At 74.8% G+C, this 23050-nt stretch carries 22 protein-coding genes; 9 read left to right on the top strand and 13 right to left on the bottom strand.

Annotated features, from left to right (window positions below):
- Positions 1-45: 45 nt before the first annotated feature.
- Positions 46-909: an SMP-30/gluconolactonase/LRE family protein gene (locus F9B16_RS31350; protein ID WP_225992091.1), complete on the top strand. Its 864-nt coding sequence runs from the start codon at positions 46-48 to the stop codon at positions 907-909.
- Between the two features lie 13 nt (positions 910-922).
- Here F9B16_RS31350 and F9B16_RS31345 read toward each other — a convergent pair whose 3' ends face one another.
- The 8 genes from F9B16_RS31345 to F9B16_RS31310 all read right to left on the bottom strand — a co-directional run bounded on the left by F9B16_RS31345 (position 923) and on the right by F9B16_RS31310 (position 9546).
- Positions 923-1726 carry an SAM-dependent methyltransferase gene (locus tag F9B16_RS31345; RefSeq protein WP_151543824.1) on the bottom strand — a complete coding sequence of 268 codons (804 nt, stop codon included), beginning with the start codon at positions 1724-1726 and terminating at the stop codon, positions 923-925.
- Between the two features lie 92 nt (positions 1727-1818).
- Positions 1819-2778: an aldo/keto reductase gene (locus tag F9B16_RS31340; protein WP_151543823.1), complete on the bottom strand. Its 960-nt coding sequence runs from the start codon at positions 2776-2778 to the stop codon at positions 1819-1821.
- 8 nt (positions 2779-2786) lie between these two features.
- A complete protein-coding gene (locus F9B16_RS31335) occupies positions 2787-3893 on the bottom strand; it encodes a zinc-binding dehydrogenase (protein WP_151543822.1) in 1107 nt (368 codons plus the stop codon).
- A gap of 16 nt (positions 3894-3909) precedes the next feature.
- Positions 3910-4782 carry a branched-chain amino acid ABC transporter permease gene (locus tag F9B16_RS31330; RefSeq protein ID WP_151543821.1) on the bottom strand — a complete coding sequence of 291 codons (873 nt, stop codon included), beginning with the start codon at positions 4780-4782 and terminating at the stop codon, positions 3910-3912.
- 64 nt (positions 4783-4846) lie between these two features.
- Positions 4847-6010: an ABC transporter substrate-binding protein gene (locus F9B16_RS31325; protein ID WP_151543820.1), complete on the bottom strand. Its 1164-nt coding sequence runs from the start codon at positions 6008-6010 to the stop codon at positions 4847-4849.
- Between the two features lie 49 nt (positions 6011-6059).
- Positions 6060-7832: a branched-chain amino acid ABC transporter ATP-binding protein/permease gene (locus F9B16_RS31320; protein ID WP_151543819.1), complete on the bottom strand. Its 1773-nt coding sequence runs from the start codon at positions 7830-7832 to the stop codon at positions 6060-6062.
- Positions 7829-8596, bottom strand: coding sequence for an ABC transporter ATP-binding protein (locus F9B16_RS31315; RefSeq protein ID WP_151543818.1), 768 nt, complete (start codon positions 8594-8596; stop codon positions 7829-7831). The genes F9B16_RS31320 and F9B16_RS31315 overlap by 4 nt, the downstream gene beginning before the upstream one ends.
- Positions 8596-9546, bottom strand: coding sequence for an alpha/beta hydrolase (locus tag F9B16_RS31310; protein ID WP_151543817.1), 951 nt, complete (start codon positions 9544-9546; stop codon positions 8596-8598). Before F9B16_RS31310 ends, F9B16_RS31315 begins: the two co-directional genes overlap by 1 nt.
- 118 nt (positions 9547-9664) lie before the next feature.
- Between F9B16_RS31310 and F9B16_RS31305 the strand changes: the two genes are divergently transcribed.
- Positions 9665-11044, top strand: coding sequence for an amidohydrolase (locus tag F9B16_RS31305; RefSeq protein WP_151543816.1), 1380 nt, complete (start codon positions 9665-9667; stop codon positions 11042-11044).
- Between the two features lie 11 nt (positions 11045-11055).
- Here F9B16_RS31305 and F9B16_RS31300 read toward each other — a convergent pair whose 3' ends face one another.
- Positions 11056-12036, bottom strand: a complete 981-nt coding sequence (locus F9B16_RS31300; RefSeq protein ID WP_151543815.1) for an aldo/keto reductase — start codon at positions 12034-12036, stop codon at positions 11056-11058.
- A 119-nt stretch (positions 12037-12155) separates the two neighbouring features.
- Between F9B16_RS31300 and F9B16_RS31295 the strand changes: the two genes are divergently transcribed.
- Together F9B16_RS31295 and F9B16_RS31290 are read left to right on the top strand one after the other, a co-directional pair.
- Complete coding sequence (locus F9B16_RS31295) at positions 12156-13148, top strand: methyltransferase (protein WP_151543814.1); 993 nt, start codon at positions 12156-12158, stop codon at positions 13146-13148.
- Positions 13145-13882 carry an SDR family NAD(P)-dependent oxidoreductase gene (locus F9B16_RS31290; protein ID WP_225992090.1) on the top strand — a complete coding sequence of 246 codons (738 nt, stop codon included), beginning with the start codon at positions 13145-13147 and terminating at the stop codon, positions 13880-13882. The genes F9B16_RS31295 and F9B16_RS31290 overlap by 4 nt, the downstream gene beginning before the upstream one ends.
- An 81-nt stretch (positions 13883-13963) precedes the next feature.
- Here the strand turns inward: F9B16_RS31290 and F9B16_RS31285 are convergent, their stop codons facing one another.
- Positions 13964-14632 (bottom strand): GntR family transcriptional regulator, encoded by a 669-nt coding sequence (locus F9B16_RS31285; RefSeq protein ID WP_151543813.1) that lies wholly within the window; start codon positions 14630-14632, stop codon positions 13964-13966.
- Positions 14633-14683: 51 nt separating this feature from the next.
- On the bottom strand, positions 14684-15424 hold the full coding sequence (locus F9B16_RS31280; protein WP_151543812.1) for an alpha/beta fold hydrolase: 741 nt from the start codon (positions 15422-15424) through the stop codon (positions 14684-14686).
- Between the two features lie 126 nt (positions 15425-15550).
- Here F9B16_RS31280 and F9B16_RS31275 point away from each other — a divergent pair, with 126 nt between their 5' ends.
- Genes F9B16_RS31275 through hpaD form a run of 4 tightly spaced genes read left to right on the top strand, consistent with a single transcriptional unit; the run spans position 15551 to position 20583 of the window.
- On the top strand, positions 15551-17062 hold the full coding sequence (locus tag F9B16_RS31275; protein ID WP_225992089.1) for a fumarylacetoacetate hydrolase family protein: 1512 nt from the start codon (positions 15551-15553) through the stop codon (positions 17060-17062).
- Between the two features lie 25 nt (positions 17063-17087).
- A complete protein-coding gene (gene dapA, locus F9B16_RS31270; protein WP_151543810.1) occupies positions 17088-18020 on the top strand; it encodes a 4-hydroxy-tetrahydrodipicolinate synthase in 933 nt (310 codons plus the stop codon).
- A 41-nt stretch (positions 18021-18061) separates the two neighbouring features.
- Entirely contained in the window at positions 18062-19567 is a 1506-nt protein-coding gene (gene hpaE, locus F9B16_RS31265; protein WP_151543809.1) for a 5-carboxymethyl-2-hydroxymuconate semialdehyde dehydrogenase, read from the top strand.
- Complete coding sequence (gene hpaD, locus F9B16_RS31260) at positions 19564-20583, top strand: 3,4-dihydroxyphenylacetate 2,3-dioxygenase (protein ID WP_151543808.1); 1020 nt, start codon at positions 19564-19566, stop codon at positions 20581-20583. The genes hpaE and hpaD overlap by 4 nt, the downstream gene beginning before the upstream one ends.
- A gap of 42 nt (positions 20584-20625) precedes the next feature.
- On the opposite strand, the gene F9B16_RS31255 is transcribed toward hpaD, so the two are convergent.
- Complete coding sequence (locus F9B16_RS31255; RefSeq protein WP_151543807.1) at positions 20626-21258, bottom strand: TetR/AcrR family transcriptional regulator; 633 nt, start codon at positions 21256-21258, stop codon at positions 20626-20628.
- An 82-nt stretch (positions 21259-21340) separates the two neighbouring features.
- Between F9B16_RS31255 and F9B16_RS31250 the strand changes: the two genes are divergently transcribed.
- A complete protein-coding gene (locus F9B16_RS31250; protein WP_151543806.1) occupies positions 21341-22144 on the top strand; it encodes an SDR family NAD(P)-dependent oxidoreductase in 804 nt (267 codons plus the stop codon).
- On the opposite strand, the gene F9B16_RS31245 is transcribed toward F9B16_RS31250, so the two are convergent.
- Positions 22123-22941, bottom strand: coding sequence for a helix-turn-helix transcriptional regulator (locus F9B16_RS31245; protein ID WP_225992088.1), 819 nt, complete (start codon positions 22939-22941; stop codon positions 22123-22125). The genes F9B16_RS31250 and F9B16_RS31245 overlap by 22 nt on opposite strands.
- Positions 22942-23050: the final 109 nt, after the last annotated feature.

The raw sequence follows: 23050 nt of genomic DNA, 5'->3' as shown, positions 1-23050 counted from the left end.
CCCGGAGTCCTGACCCCGGGCCGTCCGGGCCGACCGAGGATCGCCATGGACCAGCCGAGGATCGCCATGGACCACAGCATCGAGATCGCCCTGCCCGCCCGCGTCCGGCTCGGTGAGGGGCCCAACTGGGACGCCGCCGCCGGCGTGCTGCTCTGGGTCGACATCCTCGGCAACGAGGTACACGCCTACGACCCGGCCACGGGCGCCGACACCGTCCGCCACACGGCCCAGCACGTGGGCGCGGCCAGGCCCCGGGCGGGCGGCGGCCTGGTCGTCAACCTCCGCGACGGCGTCGGGCTCTACGATCCCGACGGCGCCTTCCGCTGGCTCGCCGAGCACCCCGTCCCGGGCTGCCGCGGCAACGACGCCGCCGTCGGCCCGGACGGCGCGTTCTGGGCGGGGACCATGCGCTACGACGAGGCGCCGGGAGGCGGCCGGCTGCGCCGCGTCCGCCCGGACGGCGGCACGACCACGGTGCTGGACGACGTGACGGTCAGCAACGGGATCGCCTGGAGCCCCGACGGGCGGCTGATGTACTACGTGGACACCCCCACGCGCCGGATCGACGTCTTCGACTTCGATCCCGAGGAGGGCGCCACCCGTCGCCGCGCGTTCGTCACCGTTCCGGGGCAGCCGGACGGGCTGACCACCGACGCCGACGGCCGGGTCTGGGTGGCCCTGTGGGGCGGCGGCCGCGTCCTGTGCTACACGCCCGGCGGCGGCCTCGACCGCACCGTCGAGGTGCCCGCCGCGCAGACCACCGCCTGCGCGTTCGGCGGCCCGGACCTCCGCGACCTCTACGTCACGACGGCGACCGTGGGCGCGCCGAAGGACGACCCCCACGGCGGATCGCTGTTCGTCGTCCCCGGCGCGGGGCAAGGGCTGCCCTCCCCCGCGTTCGCCGCCTGATCCCCCCGGGGGGTCAGGCGCGGCGGCCGACGCCCGCGAGCGTGAACGTCCGCTCGGGGTGCGCCACGTCCTCGCCGGGGTCGGGACGCCACAGCGGGGTGTAGGTGAGGCCGGGGTCGAGCAGGTCGAACGGCTCGACGATCGACGCGATCTCGGCGCGGGTGCGGCCCCAGAAGTGCCCGCTGGTCGGCTTGAACACCTGCCCGACGTCGCCGCTCGACTCGGGCTGCGGGTCCTGCGTGATGTGCGTGAACACCACGTGGCCGCCGGGCGGGAGGGCGTCGTGCAGCCGCCGGACGGACCGCCGGGCGTCCGTGACGTCGCCGATGAAGTGCAGGACGCGGTCGAGCACGATCGCCACCGGCTCGGTGAAGTCGATGTGCTCGCGGACGTCCGGGTCGTCGGCGAGCGACTCGGGACGCGCGAGGTCGCAGTGCACGACCGCCGTCCGCTTCGTGCCGGCGAGCAGCGCCCGCGCGTGCACCAGGACGACGGGGTCGCCGTCGGCGAACACCACGGTCGCGTCCGGCGCGACCTCGGCCGCGACCTCGTGCACGTTGCCGGCAGCGGGCAGCTTGCTGCCGATGTCGATGAACTGCCGCACGCCCTGCCGGGCGAGGTGCCGGACGGCGCGGCCGATGAAGGCGTGGTTCGCCCGGGCCGCCGCCCGCGCCTCCGGGATGACGGCCAGCAGCTGCTCGGCCACCTCCCGGTCGGCGGCATAGTTGTCCTTGCCGCCGAGCAGGTAGTCGTAGATCCGCGCGGTGTTGGGCGTCGTCAGGTCGACGTCCGCGGGGGACCACCTCTCCTCGGCCATGGCACACTCCGCTTCGTCCCGGGGAGAACGATCGTCTCATGGGACGCGCCGTGCTCGCGCCGGGACGCACCGCGTCCGGGCCTTCCGGGCTTTCAGGGGCCTTCCGGGTCGACGGCGTCGCGGTCGGCCCAGAACGGGCCGAGCAGCGAGCGCAGCCGCTCCGCGCCGACCCGCTCCAGCACGCCGAGGGCGCTGATGTCGTCCTCGAGCTGGGCGACGCTGGTCGCGCCGAACAGCACCGTGCTGGTGGACGGGTGCGTGAGGGTGAAGGCGATGCAGAGCTGCGCGGGCGTCGCGTCCAGGTCGGCGGCGAGCTCGCCGATGCCCTTCGCCGCGGCCACGATCCTGTCGCGGACGCCGCCGGGGTCGCGGCCGATCTGCCGGGACGTGCCGCTCTTGCCGGCGAGGACGCCGCCCTCCAGCACGTCCGACGCCTGCATCGACACGCCTTCGGCGAAGACGGCGGCGAACGGCTCGCCGTCGGGGATGGACCGGCGGCACGGGCTGTACTTCAGCTGCGCGAGCTGGGGACCGGGCGAGCCGGCGGCCCGCGCGTGCGCGCGGATCGTCCGGACGGCGGTCGCCGACCAGTTGTTGACGCCCCAGCAGCCGAGCAGCCCCTCCCTCTCCAGGTCGGCGAGGTCCTCGGCGAGCCGCTTCAGGTCGAGGTCGTCGCTGCGGACGTCCCCGAGCACGGCGACGTCGGCGTGGTCCGCGGCCACGCGGAACAGGGCGTTGGCGAGCTGCTCGCGCAGCGGCCGCTCCGGGTACCCCTCCAGCCACAACTTGGTGGACAGCAGGTAGTCGTCGCGGGCGAGGCCCGCCGCGCGCACCATCGCGGAGAACAGCACGTCGGTGAAGACGGGCGGGTGGCCCGGCATGCCGTAGACGGCGACGTCGAACAGGTTGATGCCGGCGTCGACGGCGCGCCGCAGCATCGTGACGGCCTCGCGGAAGTCCATCCGGTCGTAGGTGTGCCAGGAGCCGAGGGACAGCACGGACGCCTCGGGCCCGGCCGTGCCGAGGCGGCGGCGCGGAACGGTGGTGCTCACGTTTCTCCTTACCGGTGCGGGTGGACGACGGCCTTGACCTGTTCGAGCCGCTGCATCGACGCGAGCGCGCCGGAGGCGCCGCCGAGGCCGCCGGGCTCGCCGAACAGGTCGTCCCAGGGGAAGCGGTCCTGGGAGGCGCGCAGGAATTCGATCGCGTGGTACAGGTCGCCGGCGTCGCCGTTCAGCGAGCCGAGGACGTTCAGCTCCTTGCCCATGATGGTGCCGAGCGGCAGCTCGTCGGGGCGCGGGCCGGTGCTGCCGACCACGACGAACCGTCCCCCGAACGCGGCCATGCCCACCGCCTCCGCGCCGACGCCGGGCGCGCCCGCGAGGTCGAGGACGAGGTCGGCGCCGCGCCCGCGGGTGGCGTCCATGACGGTGGCGAGCCGCGCTTCGGCGCCGCCGCCGAGGCCGATGACGACGTCCGCGCCGAACGCGCGGGCCAGTTCCAGGCGGGCGTCGGGGGCGCCGATCGTGATGACGGTGCCGGCGCCGGACGCGCGCGCGACCGCGGTGGCGACGATGCCGAGCGCGCCCGCGCCCTGCACCACGACGCTGGAGCCCTGCCGCACTCCCCCGGCGCGGTCGTAGGCGTGCAGGACGGTCTTGACCGCGCATCCGGCGGACGCCGCCCAGGTGTCCTCCACGTCGTCGGGCAGGACGACCTTCAGCGCGCCGGGCGTCACGTAGTTGTGCGCGGCGAGCCCGCCGGTGGCGTAGGGGAACCGGTCGGAGCGCAGCAGGAAGCCGTAGCCGCGTTCGGAGCAGGCGACCGGGTTGCGGAGCACGGTGCAGCCGTAGCAGTGCCCGCACACCGACTCCGACCAGCCGATCCGGTCGCCGACCTTCACGGCGCGGCCGAGCGCGTCGCGGGTGCCGGGGCCGACCGCGCAGACCGTGCCCATCGTCTCGTGGCCGAGGACGATCGGCAGCATGTCGGGGAAGGACATCTCCCCGGACCACAGGTGCACGTCCGTCGCGCACAGGGTGGCGCAGTCGACCCGCACGACCGCCGCGCCGGGCTCCACCTCGGCGGGCAGCGGCAGTTCCTCGATGACGAGGGGGGCGCCGTGCTCGCGCAGCACCGCCGCCCTCGTGGACGTCAGTCGGGACATCGCTCTCCTCGTTTCGTCAGCGGCCGTGCTCGGTGTCCCAGATTTCGCGGCGGCTGCGCCACCACAGCAGGACGAGGATCACCAGGAAGGGCACCACGCCCTGGTACTTCTGGATCGAGTCGAGGGAGGACGACAGGCCCTCCAGGCAGCCGAGGATCAGCCCGCCGGCGAGGGTCAGCGGCAGGCTGCGGAACGCGCCCACCATCGCGACCGCCAGCGCCGTGCTGATCAGCCCGGACAGGGTGGAGAAGTCGCCGCCGAGCCGCGGCGCGACCAGCACCACCACCATCGTGGTGACGGCGCCGACGCCGGCCCAGACGCCGACGGCCAGCCGCGGCGCGGGGATGCCGACGACCTCGGCGGTGCCCGGCCGCTCCGACAGCGCCTGCAGCTTCAGCCCGATCCTGGTCCGCGTCAGCAGCAGCCCGACCGCGACGGTGATGAGCACCGCGAACGCCAGCGACACCGGCACCGACTGCGGGACGACGACGTCCCCGACGGTGAACAGCGGGGCGCCGAACGGGTTCGGGAAGCGGTGCGCGCCGGTCGTGTTGCCGCCGAACAGCCGCACCCCGACCGCGGTCAGCGCGACGAAGATCGCCACGGTCACGGCCGCCTTCGTGCCCTCCTTGTGCCCGGCGAACCAGCGCACCAGCGCCGCGCCGAGCAGCGCGGACAGCAGCGCCGCGAACACCACGCCGGCGAGCAGCGCGAGCAGCGCGTTCACGCCGCGGTCGGTGAGCGACACCATCACGAACGCGCCGAGGGCGCCGACCGCCGTCAGCGCGAAGTTGACCACGGCGACGAGCCGGTAGGTCAGCACGACGCACAGGCCGAGCAGGGCGTAGCCGCCGCCGCTGGTCAGCCCGGCGATCACAGAGTTCACCATGGATACCTCCGGGTGGTGCCGGGCACGCGGGTCCGCGCGCCCGGCGGTCGGTTCTGCCCGTCCGCTACTTCTCGCCGGGGACGGTGAACCCCTCGGGCAGGACCTTCCAGCCGCCGCCGTCGGCCTTCACGAACCGGGTGCCCTTGATCGGGTTGTGCTCCTTGCCGGGCCCGAACACCCACGGGTTCGCGGCCATCGGGTAGGCGACCGGCTTCATCGTCTTGAACGCCTCGGTGACGGACGCGCGGGTGATGTCGCCCTTGATGCCCTTCAGGACCTGGACGAAGACGTCCGCCGCCATCACCGCGCCCTGGCTGAACGCGGTCTTCTGGATGCCGTGCCCCTCGACGATCTTCGCCCAGCGGTCGTTGCCCGGCAGCGACGGGTCGGTGTACGGCTGCCACTCGGCGCCGCAGTAGGCGTTCATCCCCGCCGGGATCACCTTCGCGTTGGCGTCGGTGTAGCTGTTCGCCGCGAGCAGGAAGTCGACGTTCTGCATGCCCTGCGTCTTGGCCTGCGAGAACCATGGCGCGACGGTCGCGTTGTAGAGGACGGCCTCGCAGCCGGCGTTCTTGTCGGCGACGAGGTAGCGCGTCGGGTCGCCGTTGCCGACCGCGAGGTTCTTGTGGGTGAGCGTCTTGCCGGTCAGCTCCGTCCACTTCTTGATGGCGTTCTCGATGCCGCCGCCGCTGCCCGGCAGGACGGTGTAGTCGATGCAGATCCGCTGCTTCTTCAGCGTCTCGGACGCGTAGTAGAGCATCGCGGTCGTCAGCGCGTACGGGCCGGGGTTGACCGGGGCGATGTTCGGGCTGGTGAAGCAGGCCGGGTCGACGCCGACGGCGGGGACCGAGACGATCTTCTCCTTGCTGTAGGTCGCCCGGTTCAGCCCGCAGTCCACCGCGCTGGAGGAGCCGGCGAACGCGACCACGCCGTCGGACTTGATCAGCTCGCGGGCCGCCTGGCTGGAGCGCTGCGGGTCCATCGCGTCGTCCTTGCTGATCAGCCTCAGCTTGCGGCCGCCGATGCCGCCGGCGGCGTTGACCTCGTCGAAGACCGCCTTGACGGCCTTCGGCACCTCGGGGGTCTGGAACAGCCCGGTGATGCCGTTGATGGAGCCGACCTTGATCGGCCCCTTGGTGGAGTCGCCCGACTGGCAGCCGGCCGCGGTCACGGACACGGTGACGGACACGGCGAGCGCGGCCGCCGCCGTCGAGAGAGTGCGCTTCATGGCAGAGCCCTTGCTTGCGGGGGGATGAGATGGGGGTCGGGGACCGGTGTCAGGACGCGGGGACGTCCGCGGTCCCGAGGTAGGCGGCCCGGACGGCGGGGTCCTCCAGGACCGCGGCGGTGGGGCCGGACGCGATGACGTGCCCGAAGTCCAGGACGGTGACCTGCGCGCAGGTCGCCTGGACGAGCTCCATGTCGTGCTCGACGAGCAGGATCGACACCCCGAACCGGGCGGGGACCTCGGTGAGCCGCCGGCCGAGGGCCAGCGACTCGGCGGCGGACTGGCCGGCGGCGGGCTCGTCGAGCAGCGCCACCTCCGGCTTCGCGGCGATCGCCGCGGCGACGTCCAGCAGCCGCCGGCTGCCCGCGTCGACGACGGAGACCGGGACGTCGCCGGGCGGGCAGCCGAAGAACTCCAGCAGCTCGTCGGCCTCGGCGCGCGGCAGCCGCCGGCCCGAGCCGATCGTCAGGTACTCGTACAGGGACAGCTCCGGGGCGATCGCCGTGGTCTGGAACGTGCGCCGCAGGCCGCGCTTCGCGCGGGCGCTCGGGCCGAGCCGGTCCAGCGGGACGCCGGCCAGCTCCACCGAGCCCTCGTAGCCCGCGACGAACCCGGTCGCCGCCGCGATGAACGTGGACTTGCCGGCGCCGTTCGGGCCGATCAGCCCGGCGACCGCGCCCTCCGGGACGGTGAGGTCGACCGCGTCGAGCGCGACGACCTCGCCGAACCTGACGGTCAGCCCGCTGACCTTCAGCGCGGGGACGCGGGGGTCGCCGGACGGCCGCGGCGCCGGCACGGTGACGGGCCCGGGCCCGCCGGGCCCGCCAGGCGCGTCGCCGGGGCGTGCGCCGCCGGTCGCGTCGAGGAGCCCGCGGGCGTCGCGTTCGCGCTTGCGCATCCGGGTCATGTCGGTCTGGCTGAGGCCGCTGCGCAGCGCGAGCAGCGCGCCCGCGCCGAACAGCACGCCGCCGAAGTCCTGCGGCAGCGACAGCTTGTCCATGATCGTCGCCATCACGGCGCCGAACACCCCGCCGAGCACCGCGCCCTCGGGATGGTGCGGCCCGATCATGACGGCGACGGCGAACAGCGCGAGGGACTGCCCCATCGCGAAGTTGCCCGGCACCACCATGCTGAGCTGCCCGGCCAGCAGCCCGCCGCCGATGCCGGCGACGAACGCGCTGATCGCGAACGCGGCGAGCTTGCTGCGCGCCACCGAGACGCCGTGCGCGGCGGCGGAGCGCTCGGAGTGCCGCAGCTCGTACCAGGACAGGCCGAGCCGCGTCCGGCCGATCGCCCGCAGCGCGACAGCGAGCACCGTGAACACGATGACGCACAGGACGAAGTAGCCGCCGTCGGTGTCGAACGGCGCCGGCCGGTCCAGCATCGTCAGGTCCGCCGCGCCGGGGAACGGGTTGGCGTTCCACACGATGTCGGCGGACACGGCGAAGCCGAAGGTGACCACCGCGAGGTTCACGCCGCGGATCCGCAGCGCGGGCAGCCCGATCGCGACGCCGACCGGCACCGCCGCCAGGCCGCCGAGCAGCAGCCAGGCGAAGAACCCGCCGGGCGCGCCCATCACGTTGAGCTTCAGCACGACCCAGGCGCCGATCGCCGCGAACGACATCTGGCACAGCGACATCACGCCGGCGCGGCCGACGATCACGCCGAAGCTCTGCATGACCACCGCGCTGACCGCGGCGCTGATCGCCAGGTAGATCCAGTAGGGCGGCAGCACCGCCGGGAGCACCGCGCAGGCGAGCACGGCCGCGCCGAGGCCGGCGCCGAGGCTCCGGCCGGACCGGAGCCTGCCGATCGGGTTCATCGTGCCTCGCTCTCCGCGGCCGGCGTCCCGCCGTCCGGATCGGTCTCGGTGCCGGCGGCGGACGGGGCGCCGCCGAAGTACAGGCCGTGCAGCCGCCGCTCGTCGCCGCGCAGTTCCGCGCACGGGCCGGAGAACACGATCCGGCCCTTGCGGAGCACGTGCGCGCTGGTGCCGACGTCCAGGGCGAGGTTCGCGAACTGCTCGATGAGCACGACGGCGATCCCCATCCCGGCGAGCTCGCCGACCGTGGTCATCAGCCGCCGCACCACCAGCGGCGCGAGGCCGAGCGACATCTCGTCGATCAGCACGACCTTCGGCGCGGACACCAGCGCGCGGCCGAGCACCACCATCTGCTGCTCGCCGCCCGACAGGTGCCCGGCCTGCAGGCCGCGACGCTTGTCCAGCTCGGGGAAGAGCCGGTAGACGGTCGCGAGGTCGCCATCGCCCTGCTGGGAGACCAGCAGGTTCTGCTCGACGGTGAGGGTCCGGAACGTGGTGCGCGCCTGCTCGACGTATCCGAGGCCCGCCCGGGCCCGCTTGTAGGGGGCGAGTTTCTCGATGGCGGTGCCGCCGAGCCGGACCGTCCCGGACTTCACCGGGGCCAGGCCGGCGATGCCGTCCATCAGCGTCGTCTTCCCCGCGCCGTTCGCGCCGAGGACGACGGTGACCTCGCCGCGCGCGGCCTCCAGCGCGACGTCGTGGACGACGGGCACGTCGGCCCGGTCGACCGCGACGCCCTCCAGCGCGAGAGCCGGAGCCTCCATCACGCGCCGTCCGTCCCGAAGGCGGAGCGGAGGGCGGCGGCCGCGCGGGAGTGGGCCTCCTTCGCGACCGACAGCTCGGAGGCGAGAGGGCCGAAGAACGCGTGGATGAGGCCGTCGTAGCGGACGAGTTCGGTCTCCACTCCGGCGTCCTTCAACCGCCGGGCGTACTCCTCTCCCTCGTCGCGGAGCACGTCGCACTCCGCTTCGAGGATCAGCGCGCGCGCCAGCCCGGACAGGCCCTTGGAGCGCAGCGGCAGGAGGTAGGGGTCGTCGAGGTCGGCCGGGCCGGTCGGGTAGGTGGTGAAGAACCAGTCCATGCTGGCCTTGGAGAGGAAGTAGCCCTCGGCGAACTCGGTGTAGGAGGCGCGTCCGTCCTCGGGGTGGCCGAGGACGGGCGAGACGAGCACCTGGAGGGCGAGGTCCGGTCCGCCGAGGTCGCGGGCCTTGAGGGCGGCGACCGCGGCGAGGTTCCCGCCGGCGCTCTCGCCGCCGACGGCGATCCGGGCCGGGTCGGCGTTGATCTCCGCGCCGTGCGCGGCGACCCACTGGACGGCTGCGTAGGCGTCCTCGGCGGCGGCCGGGAACGGGTTCTCGGGGGCGAGCCGGTAGTCGACGGAGACGACGACGGCTCCGGCCTCCGCGCAGATGGCGCGGCAGGCGTACTCGTTCTCGTCGAGGCCGCCGATCGTCCAGCCGCCGCCGTGGAACCAGACGAACGCGGGGAACGGGCCGTCGCCCTCGGGGGTGTAGACGCGCACCGGGACGTCGCCGGCCGGGCCGGAGATCGCGGTGTCGGCGACCGAGCCGACCGGCCTCAGGTCCTCGGGCATCGTCCACATCAGCCGGAACTGCTCGCGCATCGTCGGCGCGTCCGGCGGCGGTGCCGCAGCGTCCGGGTCCTCGGCGGGGGTGCGGCCGACGATCCGCTGCGCCTCGGGATGTAGGGGCATCGATTACCTCCGAAGGCCCGGTGCGCCCGTGCCCCGGGGGGCGGGCACTCCAAAATCGTATCTGATTCCGTGTACGTTAAAGGCATCCCGTCAACGGTGTCCAGAGCTGGAGCGCGATATGACCGACGAATCCACCCCGGCCGACCTCGTCCTCACGGGCGGCCGGGTGCACACCGCCGACGCCCGGGACCGGCAGGCGGAGGCGGTCGCGGTGCGCGCCGGCCGCATCGCCCGCGTCGGCACCGCCGCGGAGGTCGCGCCGCTGGCCGGGCGCGGGACCCGGGTCGTCCGGCTGGCCGGGCGGTCGGTGCTGCCCGGCATCAACGACTCGCACCTGCACGGCGTGTGGCTCGGCGCGATGTGGCCGTCCCTGCTGATGGACCAGCTGGCCGGATCGGGCGGGCACGCGCACGAGGCGCCGTCCCGGCTGGAGACCTCCGCCGACCGGCGCCGCGCGATCCTGCGCACGTCCGGCCTGCTGGCCTCCCTCGGCGTCACCAGCTACACCGAGCCGGGCCTCGGCCCGGGCGAGGACGGCGGCCCGAGCGGCTGCTTCGGCTCCGCCGCGCTGCGCGACTACGCCGACCTCGCCGCCGAGGGCGCGCTCAAGGCGCGGGTCACCGCGCTGATGCTGTTCGGCGAGCTGGACGGCCGCAGCTCGGCGGCGGAACTGGAGAAGGGGCTGCGCGAGTTCGTCCCGCCGGCGGACGTGCCGGGCCGGTTCCGCGTCGCGGGCGTGAAGATCTTCGCCGACGGCATCCCCCCGATGCGCACCGCCTGGACCGACCGCCCGTACGCGGACGGCGGGCACGGCGCGCTGCTCGTCGACGGCGCGGACGACGGCGAGCGCGAGGCCGCGCTCCGCGCGATGATCGGGATGGCGCACGGCGCCGGGCACCAGATCGGCGTGCACGCGACCGGGGACCGCGCGACCCGCGTCGTCGCGGACGCGCTCGCCGCCGCGATGGACCGCGACGGGCGGGACGCCCGGCACTACGTCATCCACGGCGACCTGCTGTCCCCCGCGACGCTGCGCGTCCTCGCGTCCCGCCGGATCGGGTTGAACACGCAGGCCGGCATCCCGGTCGCGACCGAGCCGATGCTGGCCGCCGCGCTCGGCGAGGACGCGCTGCGGGACGCCTGGCCCACCCGCGACGCGCTCGACGCGGGCGTCCGGCTGTCCCTCAGCTCGGACGCGCCCGTGCTCACCCCGGACTGGCGGATCGGGGTCGCCGCCGCCGTCACCCGCCGGGGCGTGGACGGGAGCGTCCGCGGCGCGGCGCAGCGGCTCGCGCTCACCGAGGCGCTCCGCGCCTACACGATCACTCCGGCCTGGCAGGACGGCGCCGAGCACGAGAAGGGCTCGATCGAGCCCGGCAAGGTCGCCGACCTGTGCGTGCTGGACGCCGACCTGCTCGACCTGGAGCCCGACGCGCTGCCGACGGTGCCGGTGGCGATGACCGTCCTGGACGGCCGGGTGATCCACGAACTCCGTTGACCTGCGGGACGTCAGGGGGCGGTGGTGCCCCAGGACGCGGCCGGGTCCACCACGTCCTTGTCGAGCCAGAGGTCGGCGACCGCTTGCGGGAGGTCCGTGCCGTGGCGGGCCAGCAGGTCCAGCGCGGCGAGGTTGTCGTCCAGCTGCGCCCTGCGGCTGACGCCGACCAGGACGTTCGCCACGGCGGGATGGGTGAGGCAGTAGGCGATCGCGAGCTGCGCGGGAGTCGCGCCGAACCGTTCGGCGACCTTCCGGACCTGCGGGTACGCGGCGCGGATCCGGTCGCGGATGCCTCCGGGGTCCTGGCCGATCTTGCGCTGCGGGTCGAGCCTCCCGGCGAGGATCCCGCCCTCCAGCACGTCCGACGCCTGCAGGCCGAGGCCGTCCTCGAACAGCCGGCGGTAGGGCGCCCCCTCGGGCACCGAGCGGCGGGCCAGGCTGTACTTGAGCTGCGCGAACGACGGCGGGAGGAGGCCTTCGGCGGCGGCGAACCGGCGGGCGAAGTCCACGTCGGCGGCGGACCAGTTGTTGACGCCCCAGGACGCGAACCGCCCCGCCCGCACCAGTTCGGAGACGTCGGCGACGACCGCGCGCAGGTCCGGCCTCTCCAGGAAGTCGCCGACCACGACCATGTCGGCGCGGTCGGTGCCGATGCGCCCGAGCGACACCTCGATCTGCTCGGCGAAGGACAGCGCCGGGTACTCCCAGAGCCAGAGCTTGCCGCACAGCAGGTAGTCCTCGCGCGCGAGGCCCGCGTCCCGGACGGCCTGCCCGAACAGCACGTCCGTCACGGCGTTCTCGGCGTGCGGGCCGAAGTCGTAGTGCGCGACGTCGAACATGGCCGCGCCGTGGTCGGCGGCCGCGCGGACGAGCTCGGCCGCGGCCTCGCGCTCCATCCGGTCCCAGGTGTTCCAGGAGCCCAGCGCCAGCAGGGGCACCTCCGGACCGTCCGCGCCCAGGCGGCGCCTCGGCACCCGTTCCGAGAACTCCATCGCTGACCTCCGATCGGTGACCGGCCGTCGCGGGCGGCGGCCGCCCGCGCCCGCCGCTGGCCGTTGACCCGACTGATCGTATAGCATCCTGCATATTCTTTGCAGAAGGAGAACCGCCCATGCCGCTTCCCTCCCCCGGCGCCGACCCGTCCGGCATCCTCGGCGTCGCCACCGGCTACATGGCCGCCAAGCAGCTGTTCGCGGCGAGCGAGGCCGGCGTGTTCGCCGCGCTGGCCGCGGGCCCGGCGACCGCGCCCGAGCTGGCCGCCCGCACGGGCCTGCCCGAGCGCACCGCCCGGATCCTCGGCGACGCCCTGTCCGGGCTCGGCCTGCTGGCCCGCGAGGACGGCCGCTACGCTAACACCTCCGCCACGGCCGCCTACCTGGCCGGCGGCGAGCACGGCGTGGACCTGCGCCCCTTCCTGGCCTTCCTCGACACGATCAGCTACGGGCACTGGCTCGGGTTCGCCGGCACGACCCGGACCGCCCGGCCGCAGCCGCTCGACCTCGCCGGCGACCGCATGCGGACCTTCATGAGCGGCGTGATGACCTACAACGCCCTGCACGCCCGGATGCTCGCGGAGGCCTTCGACTTCACCCCCTACCGGCGGATCCTGGACTTCGGCGGGCTGTCCGGCTCGTTCCTCGCCGAGGCGCTCGCCGCCGCCCCGGACGCCCGCGGCACCTTCGCCTCCGCCGGCGAGCTGGTGGACGTCGCCCGCAAGGTCATCGACGACGCGGGCGCCGGCGACCGCGTCGACGTCGTCCGCACCGACCCGGTGACCGGCGACATCCCTGAGCCGCACGACCTCGTCCTGCTCGAACACGTCGTACACCGCTTCGACGCCGAGCAGAACAGGGCCATCATCGGGCGGGCCCGGCGCGCGGCCTCCGACGGCGCCACCCTCGTGCTGCTCGACTTCTTCCTCGACACCGACCCGCGCCAGCGCGCCATCGACGCCCTGCACGCGGGCGAGTACCTGGTCATCGACGGCACGGTGGTCTACCCCGAGGACGAGGTGCGCGGCTGGCTGGAGGAGGCCGGCTGGGCGCCGGTGGAGACCCGCGAGCTGCCCGGCAGCCCGCGGATCATCATCGCGGAGGCCCGGTGAGCGCCGGGCGGTCCGTCCTGGTGACGGGCGGCGCGAGCGGCATCGGGCGCGCCGTCGCGGCGGCGTTCGCCGCCGCGGGCGACCGCGTCGTGATCGCCGACCGGGACGAGGACGGCGCCGCCGCCGCGGCCGGGGAGATCGGCTGCGCCGCCGTCGCCCTGGACGTCACCGACGCCGCGTCCGTCGCCGCCGGCGCCGCCCGCGCCGCCGAGCTCGCCGGGCCCGTCGAGGTGCTGGTCAACAACGCGGGCGTGGTCGCCGGCGGCGGCCCCCTCACCGCGCTGCCGCTGGAGGTGTTCGACACCGTCGTCGCCGTCAACCTGCGCGGCACGTTCACCGTCACGCAGGCGGTCGCGAACCAGATGGTCGAGCACGGCACGAAGGGCCGGATCGTCAACGTCAGCTCGATCGGCGCGCGCCAGCCGACCGCCGGCCTCGGCCACTACGAGGCCACCAAGGCCGCGGTGGACGCGCTGACCCGCACCGCCGCGCTCGAACTCGCCGCGCACGGCATCCGCGTCAACGGCGTCGCGCCCGGGCCCGTCCACACCCCGATGACCGCCGGGCTGATGGACGACCCGCAGGCCCGCGCCGCGTGGGAGGCGCGCATCCCCCTCGGCCGCATCGCCGGCACCGGCGACGTCGCCCCGCTGGTGCTCTTCCTGGCCTCCGACCAGGCCGCGCACATCACCGGCGCGATCGTCCAGGTCGACGGGGGCCAGCTCCTCACCTGACGGACCCCGGACGCGCCGGCCCCTCTCCTTCGCCCGGCGGGGACGGCGCGTCCGGTCACGTCAGGGGACGCCCCCTGGGAGTCAGCCCCTGGCGGTGTGGAGGGCGTCGGCGGTGGCGTTCTTGTGGGCGCACGCGACGCGCTCGATCTCGGCCGGGTCGGCGCCGCCGGAGATGAGCCCGAGGATCCGCTCGTGCTCCTCCACCGACCGGCGGGCGCGGCCGGGGACGTAGCTGAAGGTGGAGCGGCGCATGTGGTCGAGGCGGGTCCACTCCGCCTCGAGGAGGGAGCGCAGGTGCGCGTCCGGGCAGTGCTCGTAGATGGAGAAGTGGAACTCCCGGTTCAGCGCGGTGAACGCGGTCGGGTCGAACTCCTCCAGCGCCTCCACCATCCGGTCGTTGATCTTGCGGGAGGCGTCGATGTGCGCGGCCTTCATCAGCGGCGCGGAGATCGCGGTGGCGTACCCCTCCAGCCGCGCCAGGATCTGCAGGGTGTGCTCGACCTGCTCGGCGTCGAAGACCGCGACGCGGGCGCCGACGTTGCGCACCACCTCGACCAGCCCGTCGGACTGCAGGCGGCGCAGCGCCTCGCGCAGCGGGATCGTGCTGACCCCGGTCTCCTGCGCGAGCTGGTTGATGACCAGCCGGTACCCGGGCACGTAGGTGCCATCGAGGATGCGCGACCGCAGCAGCTCGTAGCAGAACTCTGCCTTGCTCTCCTTGCCCTGGTCCTGCTTCCTGGCGGAACTCACCCGGTTCTCCTCATCCTCGGCCCGCACCCCACGGTCCCGTCCACGGCCCGGTCACCGCGCCAGCGCGTCCAGGAGCGTCTCCCGGAAGCGCGCCCCGCCCGGCACCTCGTGGTGGGCGCCGGGAACGGTCACCAGCCCGGCCCCGCCGAGCCCCTCGGCGAGGTCCCCGATTCCTCGGGTCAGGTCATCATTCTCGCCGACGACGAAGACGGGAAGGACCTTCGCGTTCCAGGGGCCGCCGGCGAACGGCGTCGAGCGCAGCCCCTCGACGCACAGGGCGAGGCCGCGGGCGCGGTCGCCCCGCGCCGTGACCATCGCGGCGATGGCCGCGGTGAACGGGTCGGCGCAGGGGGTCCCGTCCGCCACGGCGCGGTGGAGGGCATCGACGTCGACGGCGGTGAACGGCTCGGCGGGGCTCAGCCCGCCGAGGACGGAGCGTTCCACCCGGTCCGGCGCGGTCGCGGCGACCTCCCAGGCCAGGCGGGCGCCGAGGGAGTACCCGGCGATGTCGAAGGACGCGGCGCCGGCCCCGTCCATGACCGCCAGCAGGGCGGCGGCGAGCGCCGGGGCGGTGGCCTCGGCGGCCGACCGCGGCGCGGGGCTGTCCCCGTGGCCGGGCAGGTCGGGGACGACGACGGTGCGGCCGGCGCCGGTGAGGGCGGCGGCCGTGCCGGTGTCGATCCAGTCGGTCGCCCCGTCGGAGCCGAAGCCGTGCACGAGCAGCACGGGCGGCGCGCCGGCGGGCTCGGCGGGCGTGAGCGTGCGGGCCGCGAGGCCGCCTCGGTCGCGCATCCTTCCAGCACCTCCTAGAGGATTTCGTACACGATTTGCGATCATACTGTACCGGCCCGGCCGCTCCCGCCCCCGGCGATCCACCGGACGGGCCGGTTCGCCCACCGGACCATCACTCTCGATATTGTGCATGACTTCATATACGATTTCCGTTGCCGGTCGCCCCCGGCCGCTGTTCCCGACCGTCGTCCGTCACAGGAGCGCCCCGTGCCGCACCCCCTGGGCAACCGGCCCTCGAAGATCATCGCCGTCCATCTGAACTTCCCCTCCCGGGCCCGCGAGCGCGGGCGGATCCCGGCGGCGCCGTCCTACTTCCTGAAGCCGCCGTCCTCGCTGGCCGGCTCCGGCGACCCGCTGACCCGGCCGGCCGGCTGCGAGCTGATGACGTTCGAGGGCGAGATCGCCCTGGTCATCGGCCGCACCGCGCGGCACGCCTCCCCCGCGGACGCCTGGGACCACGTCGGCTGGGTGACCGCGGCCGACGACGCGGGCGTCCACGACCTCCGCCACGCCGACCGCGGCTCGAACCTGCGCTCCAAGGGCGCGGACGGGTTCACCCCGATCGGCCCCCGGCTGCTCGACGCGCGGGACCTCGACCCGCGCGGGCTGCGGGTGCGCACGTGGGTGAACGGCGAGCTCGTCCAGGACGGCACCAGCGACGCGCTGCTGTTCCCGTTCGCCGACCTCGTCGCCGACCTGTCCCGGCTGGTCACGCTGGAGCCCGGCGACGTCATCCTCACCGGCACCCCGGCGGGGGCGTCCGTCGCCGCGCCCGGCGACACCGTCGAGGTCGAGGTGACCGCCGGGCGGCTGTCCACCGGACGCCTCCGCAACCAGGTCGTCGAAGCGGACCGCGCGCTGCCCGACTGGGGCGCGATGCCCCGCGTGGACGAGACGGTCCGCGCCGACGCGTGGGGCCCGGCGTACCGGCCGAAGCCCGCCCTGGACCCGGCGGCCGAGAAGGCGCTGCGCGGGCTGTCGACCGCGACGCTCAGCTCCCAGCTGCGCAAGCGCGGCCTCCAGCACATGTCGATCGACGGCGTCCACCCGGCCGGCGACGACGCGAAGATGGTCGGCACCGCGCACACACTGCGCTACCTGCCGCTGCGCGAGGACCTGTTCACGGCGCACGGCGGCGGCATGAACGCGCAGAAGCGGGCCGTGGAGGAGCTGCGGCCCGGGCAGGTGCTGGTGATGGACGCGCGCGGCGACACCACCGCCGGGACGATCGGCGACATCCTCGCGCTGCGCGCCGCCAAGCGCGGCGCGGCGGGCATCGTCACCGACGGCGGGCTGCGCGACAGCGCCGCCGTCGCCCGCCTGGACGTCCCGGTCTTCCACGGCGGCGCGCACCCGGCCGTCCTCGGCCGCCGGCACGTGCCGTGGGACACCGGGCTGCCGATCTCCTGCGGCGGCGCGCTCGTCCAGCCCGGCGACGTGCTGGTCGGCGACGCCGACGGCGTCGTCGTGATCCCCCCGGACCTCGTCGAGGACCTCGTCGGGGACGCCGCCGAGCAGGAGGCGCAGGAGCGCTTCATCACCGAGCGCGTCGCCGCCGGCGAGCCGATCGAGGGCCTGTACCCGCTCGGGCCGCGCTGGCGCGAGGCGTACGAGGCCTGGCGCAGCGACGGCCGCTGACCAGCCCCTTTCCCGAGGAGGACATGTGAAGTTCCGCACCGACCCGGCGACGATCCGCGGGTCGATCGCCCCGGTGGTGACACCGTTCACCGCCGACGGCGCCCTCGACCTCGACGCGCTGCGCGGGCTGGTCCGCTGGCAGCTGGAGTCCGGCTCGCACGGCATCTCGCTCGGCGGGTCGACCGGCGAGCCGAGCGCCCAGACCGCCGCGGAGCGCATCGAGGCGATCCGCGCCGCCGCGGACGAGATCGCCGACCGCGTCCCGTTCCTGCCCGGCACCGGCTCGGCGAAGCTGGAGGAGACCCTGGAGGTCACCGCCGCGGCCCGGGACGCCGGCGCCGACGCCGCCCTGGTCATCACCCCGTACTACGCGCGGCCGACGCAGGACGCGCTGTACGGGTGGTACGCGACCGTCGCGCGCGAGTTCCCCGACCTGCCGATCGTCGTCTACAACGTGCCGTCCCGCACGGCCGTGGACATCGCGCCCGAGACCGTCCGGCGGCTGTTCACCGATTTCGACAACGTCGTCGGGATCAAGGAGACCACCAAGGACTTCGAGCACTTCTCCCGCGTGCTGCACGCCTGCGGGCCCGAGCTGCTCGTCTGGTCGGGGATCGAGCTGCTGTGCCTGCCGCTCCTCGCGCTCGGCGGCGCCGGGTTCGTCAGCGCGGTCGCCAACCTCGCCCCGGACGCGGTCGCCCGGATGTACGAGCTGTGGACGGCCGGCGACCACGCCGCCGCCCGCGACCTGCACTACCGGCTGCACCCCCTCGTCGACCTGCTGTTCGTCGAGACGAACCCGGCGCCCGCCAAGTGGGTGCTGGAGCACTGCGGCCGGATCCCGTCCGGGCGCGTCCGGCCGCCGCTGACCGCGCCGTCCGGCGGCGCGCGGGCGCGCATCGGCGCGCTGCTCGACCAGGCCGGCGACCTCACCGCGGCCCTGGCGAGGCGGCCCTGACCCGCGCCGCCGCCCCGACCACCGAACCGGAAGAGAGCACGATGCCCGTCCCCTCCAGCCCCCGCCCCGCCGGCCTGCCGGACCGCATCCGGCACTGGATCGGCGGCGCGTTCGCCGACAGCGCCGACGGCGCGGTATTCGACGTCGCCGACCCCGTCTCCAACGCGCCCTACGCCGTCGCCGCCGCGGGCGGCCCCGCCGACGTGGACCGCGCCGTCGCCGCCGCGAAGGCCGCCTTCCCCGCCTGGTCGGCCCTCGGGAACCGCGAGCGCGCGAACGTCCTCACCCGCGTCGCCGACGCGGTCGAGGCGCGCGAGGACCGGCTCGCCGAGCTGGAGTCGTTCGACTCCGGCCTGCCGATCACCCAGGCGCGCGGGCAGGCGCGCCGCGCCGCGGAGAACTTCCGCTACTTCGCCGACGTCGTCGTCGCGCTCGGCGAGGAGGCCTACCGGGCCGGCGACCAGCAGATCAACTACGTGGTGCGCACGCCCGCCGGCGTCGCCGGGCTGATCACCCCGTGGAACACCCCGTTCATGCTGGAGAGCTGGAAGCTGGCGCCGGCGCTGGCGGCCGGCTGCACGCTGGTGCTCAAGCCCGCCGAGTGGACGCCGCTGTCGGCCGGGCTGTGGCCGGAGATCCTCGCCGAGGCGGGCGTGCCCGCGGGCGCCGTCAACATCGTGCACGGGATCGGCGAGGTCGCCGGGCAGGCCCTCGTCGACCACCCGGACGTGCCGCTGCTGTCGTTCACCGGCTCCACCGACACCGGGCGGCACATCATGCGCTGCTCCGCCGACGGCCTGAAAGCGCTGTCCATGGAGCTCGGCGGCAAGTCGCCGGTCGTGGTGTTCGCCGACACCGACCTCGACGCCGCGCTCGACTCGGTGGTGTTCGGCGTGTTCTCCCTCAACGGCGAGCGCTGCACGGCCGGGTCCCGGGTGCTGGTGGAACGGCCCGTGTACGAGGAGTTCACCCGGCGGCTCGCCGAACGCGCCGAGAAGGTCAGGGTGGGGCCGCCGTCCGACCCGTCCACCGAGGTCGGCGCGCTCGTCCACCCCGAGCACTACGCGCGTGTGATGGAGTACGTCGAGATCGGCAGGCGGGAGGCGAAGCTCGTCGCGGGCGGCGAGCGGCCCGGCCACCTGCCCGAGGGCAACTACCTGCAGCCCGCCGTGTTCACCGACGTGCCGCGAGACGCCCGCATCTTCCAGGAGGAGATCTTCGGCCCGGTCGTGGCCGCCGCGCCGTTCGACGACGAGGCCGAGGCGGTCGAGCTCGCCAACGCCACCCGCTACGGACTCGCCGCCTACGTGTGGACGAGCGACCTGCGCCGCGGCCACCGCATCGCCCACGCGGTCGCCTCCGGTATGGTCTGGATCAACTCGCACAACGTCCGCGACCTGCGCACTCCCTTCGGAGGCGTGAAGGACTCGGGACTCGGCCGCGAGGGCGGCGCGCACAGCATCGACTTCTTCTCCGAGTCGAAGATCGTGCACGTCATGCTCGGCGAGGCCCGCACGCCCCGCTTCGGCGCCCAGGAGCAGTCATGAGCACACCCCCCGACGTCATCCGCTCCGCCTACGCGCAGCTCGCCGTCACCGACCTGGCGGCGGCCCGCTGGTTCTGGGTCGACATGCTCGGCCTGCACGTCCAGCACGCGGAGGCGGACGCCCTCTACCTGCGGGGCACCGACGAGCTCACGCACCACTCGCTCGTGCTGCGGGCCGGGCCGGTCGCGGCGCTGGACCACATCGCCTACCGGGTCCGCGCTCCCGAGGACGTGGAACGCGCCGAACGGTTCTTCGCCGGGCTCGGACGGCCCGTCCGGCGTGTCCCCGCCGGGACCGGGACGCACGGCGTCGGCGACGCCGTCCGGGTCGTCGACCCGCTCGGCTTCACCGTCGAGTTCTTCCACGGCATCGCGCGCGGCGAGCGCCTCATCCAGCGCTACGACCTGCACCGCGGCGCCCGCATCGCGCGGCTCGACCACTTCAACGTCTGCACCCCGGACATCCCCGCCGCGTACGCGCACTACCGCTCGCTCGGGTTCGGCTGCTCGGAGACGATCGAGGGCGACGAGCACGAGCTGTACGCGGCGTGGATGTACCGGAAGCAGACCGTCCACGACGTCGCGTTCACCGGTGGCGCGGGCCCGCGCCTGCACCACATCGGGATGGCCACGCACGAGTCGCACCAGGTGCTGCACACCGCCGACGTCTTCGGCTCGCTCGGGAAGCAGCACCACATCGAGCGCGGCCCCGGCCGCCACGGCGTGTCCAACGCCTTCTACGTGTACCTGCGCGACCCCGACGGGCACCGGGTGGAGATCTACACCTCCGACTACTACACCGGCGATCCCGACCACGAGACGTTCCGGTGGAACGTGCACGACGACCGGCGGCGCGACTTCTGGGGCAACGCGGTGATCGAGTCCTGGTACAAGGAGGCGTCGCCCGTCCTCGACCTGGACGGCGCGGTCCAGCCGGTGTCGGAGTCCGTCCTCGACGAGTCGTCCGTGCGGGTCGGCGCCGACGGCCTCGGGATCGTGGACGGGACGAAGGGCTAGAAGCCGCTCAGGGCCGGGTGGTCCCTGAGGCGACGGCGGGCGTCAGGCGTCGAGCAGGCCGATCGCCTCGGCGTCCAGGCCGATGTCCGGGTCGGCCGCGCACGCGGCGCGCAGGGCGCCCGCCAGCGTCGCCGCTGCGAGGGCCGCGAGGCGGTCGCGCGGGACGTCGCGGTGCCGCAGGTGGTCGATGACGACCTCGTCCAGGTAGCCGACCCAGCCGCGCATCGTGGTGCGCAGCACGGGACGCGCCGGGCCGGGGACGCCGAGCGCGTCCAGCAGCCGTCGCGCCCCCTGCCAGCGCAGGTCCTCCACGATCGCGCGGACCTCCGGGTCGGAGCCGTTCCCGCCGCGCATCACCGCCAGGAACCCGGCGGCGTTGGCCTCCATGAAGGCGATGTGCCGGTCGAGGGCGTCGCGCAGCCGCTCCCCCGGCGTCGCGCCCTCGGGCTCGGCCTCGTGGACGACCCGGAGCCGGTCGGCGGCGGCGCGGATCGTCGCGAGGTAGAGGCCGCGCTTGTTGCCGAAGTGGTGCGCGATCAGCCCGTAGGCGACGCCCGCCCGCCGCGCGATCTCGGTGGTGGTCACCTCGTCGTAGGCGCGGCCGGCGAACAGCTCGGCGGCGGCGTCGACCAGCATCTGCCGGCGGTCGGGCCGGGGCTCGCCGGGCCGGGCCATGGGCGGCTCCTCGGATTGACGTGCGGTCGCGGGCGAGTCTAGCCTCCCGTATTGATTGATAATCAGTCAATATCGGGAGGCGATGATGGCCCGGATCGAGCTGGCGGACGCGCCGGTCCTGCTCACCGGCGCGTCCAGCGGGATCGGCCGCGCGCTGGCGTTCGCGCTGGCCGGACGCGGTGCCCGGCTGGCGGTCGCGGCGCGCCGGCGGGACGCGCTGGAGGAGGTGGCCGGCCAGATCGCGGCCTGCGGCGGGACGCGCCCGCACGTGATCGAGGCCGACCTGGCGCGCCCGGGCGCCGCCGCCGAGCTCGCCGGCGCGGCGGCGCGGGCGCTGGGCGGGGTGCGGGTGCTGGTCAGCAACGCCGGGGCGGGGCTCGTCGCGGCGCAGGGCGAGCTCGGCGACGGCGCCGACGCGCGGGCGCTGTTCGAGACGAACTTCTGGTCGCCGCTCGCGCTGGCCCGCGCGCTGCTGCCGGGGATGCGCGGCGGCGGGGTGATCGTCAACGTCACGTCGACGCTGCAGGCGCTGCCGGTCCCGATGCTCGGCCACTACGGCTCGGCGAAGGTCGCGCTCGCGCACGCCACCCGCACGATGCGCAACGAGCTGCGCGGCACCGGCGTCACCGTCCTGGAGTACGTGCCGGGCGCCACCGACACCGACGCCCGCGACGTCGGGCTGCTGCCGTGGCGCGGCCGGCCGGTGCGCACGCTCCCGCCGGTGTCCCCCGAGTCCGCCGCGCGGGCGGTCGTGCGGGCGATCGAGCGCGGCGAGCACCGCCGCGTCCACCCGTTCCCCTCGCTGCTGCCGCTGGAGGTCCCGGCGGTCGGGCGGCTGGCGGCCCGGGCCGCGGCGCGCCGGATTCAGGTGCCGCGGAGCTTCTGAAGCCCGCGCTCCGACGCGCTGCCCGGCGCCGCCGTGTAGAGCACGACGCGGTGCTCGCCGCCGGGGACCGGGAGGATCTCGCAGTCGAGTTCGAGCTCGCCCGCGACCGGATGGACGGCGCGCTTGGTGATCGTCCGCTGCACCTCGATCTCGCGGGCCGCCCACATCCCGGCGAACTCCGGGCTCGCCGCCGACAGCTCGGCGACGATCGCGCGGACGGCCGGGTCGGCGGGATAGCGGCCGCTCGCGCGCAGGTCGGCGACGCACCGGCGGGCCAGCTCGAGCCGCGCGCCCTCCAGCGGCCCGCCGAACAGCCAGCGCAGCGTGTTGCGCCGTTCCGGCGGCGCCTGCGCCAGGTCGCCGATCAGCGCGGTCAGCATCCGGTTCCACGCGAGCACGTCGTAACAGGCGTTGATCACCATCGCCGGGACGCCGTCCAGCCGGTCGAGCAGCCGCAGCACGTTGGCGGGGACCTCCGCCGGGGCGGGCGCGGGCGGCGGCGCCGCGAACCCGAGCAGGTAGCGGGTCTCGTCGCCGGTCAGCCGGAGCGCGCGGCCGAGCGCGGCGAGCACCTGCGCGGACGGCCTCGGCCCGCGCCCCTGCTCCAGCCGGATGTAGTAGTCCACCGAGATGCCGGCCAGCAGCGCGACCTCCGCGCGGCGCAGCCCGGGCGTCTGGCGGCGCCCGCCGGCGGCGAAGCCCGCGTCGTCCGGCCGGGCCCGGTCGCGCCGGCTGCGCAGGAAGCCGGCCAGCTCCCGCCGGTCCATCCCCCGTGTGTCCGTGCTCGCCGTGTCCATGTCCCTCATGATGCCGCCGCCCGGGGTGGTACCGCGGGTCCCAGGCCCCGCCGTGCCTACCCCGCCGCGCCGGCGCGGCCCCAGCCTGGAGCCATGACGATCTTGGTCA

Source organism: Actinomadura montaniterrae, assembly GCF_008923365.1.
Classification (GTDB): domain Bacteria; phylum Actinomycetota; class Actinomycetes; order Streptosporangiales; family Streptosporangiaceae; genus Spirillospora; species Spirillospora montaniterrae.
Note: the sequence above shows the minus strand (reverse complement) of the source record. Positions and strands in the feature narration are given on the sequence as shown.

What these genes read in the sequence shown, in the direction of transcription:
- F9B16_RS31255 (WP_151543807.1), bottom strand. Translation starts at nt 21,258, where the DNA reads ATGGCCCGGCCCGGCGAGCCCCGGCCCGACCGCCGGCAGATGCTGGTC.
- F9B16_RS31350 (WP_225992091.1), top strand. Translation starts at nt 46, where the DNA reads ATGGACCAGCCGAGGATCGCCATGGACCACAGCATCGAGATCGCCCTG.
- F9B16_RS31245 (WP_225992088.1), bottom strand. Translation starts at nt 22,941, where the DNA reads ATGGACACGGCGAGCACGGACACACGGGGGATGGACCGGCGGGAGCTG.
- F9B16_RS31345 (WP_151543824.1), bottom strand. Translation starts at nt 1,726, where the DNA reads ATGGCCGAGGAGAGGTGGTCCCCCGCGGACGTCGACCTGACGACGCCC.
- F9B16_RS31310 (WP_151543817.1), bottom strand. Translation starts at nt 9,546, where the DNA reads ATGCCCCTACATCCCGAGGCGCAGCGGATCGTCGGCCGCACCCCCGCC.
- F9B16_RS31315 (WP_151543818.1), bottom strand. Translation starts at nt 8,596, where the DNA reads ATGGAGGCTCCGGCTCTCGCGCTGGAGGGCGTCGCGGTCGACCGGGCC.
- F9B16_RS31335 (WP_151543822.1), bottom strand. Translation starts at nt 3,893, where the DNA reads ATGTCCCGACTGACGTCCACGAGGGCGGCGGTGCTGCGCGAGCACGGC.
- F9B16_RS31280 (WP_151543812.1), bottom strand. Translation starts at nt 15,424, where the DNA reads ATGCGCGACCGAGGCGGCCTCGCGGCCCGCACGCTCACGCCCGCCGAG.
- F9B16_RS31320 (WP_151543819.1), bottom strand. Translation starts at nt 7,832, where the DNA reads ATGAACCCGATCGGCAGGCTCCGGTCCGGCCGGAGCCTCGGCGCCGGC.
- F9B16_RS31325 (WP_151543820.1), bottom strand. Translation starts at nt 6,010, where the DNA reads ATGAAGCGCACTCTCTCGACGGCGGCGGCCGCGCTCGCCGTGTCCGTC.
- F9B16_RS31300 (WP_151543815.1), bottom strand. Translation starts at nt 12,036, where the DNA reads ATGGAGTTCTCGGAACGGGTGCCGAGGCGCCGCCTGGGCGCGGACGGT.
- F9B16_RS31305 (WP_151543816.1), top strand. Translation starts at nt 9,665, where the DNA reads ATGACCGACGAATCCACCCCGGCCGACCTCGTCCTCACGGGCGGCCGG.
- hpaE (WP_151543809.1), top strand. Translation starts at nt 18,062, where the DNA reads ATGCCCGTCCCCTCCAGCCCCCGCCCCGCCGGCCTGCCGGACCGCATC.
- F9B16_RS31250 (WP_151543806.1), top strand. Translation starts at nt 21,341, where the DNA reads ATGATGGCCCGGATCGAGCTGGCGGACGCGCCGGTCCTGCTCACCGGC.
- hpaD (WP_151543808.1), top strand. Translation starts at nt 19,564, where the DNA reads ATGAGCACACCCCCCGACGTCATCCGCTCCGCCTACGCGCAGCTCGCC.
- F9B16_RS31295 (WP_151543814.1), top strand. Translation starts at nt 12,156, where the DNA reads ATGCCGCTTCCCTCCCCCGGCGCCGACCCGTCCGGCATCCTCGGCGTC.
- F9B16_RS31330 (WP_151543821.1), bottom strand. Translation starts at nt 4,782, where the DNA reads ATGGTGAACTCTGTGATCGCCGGGCTGACCAGCGGCGGCGGCTACGCC.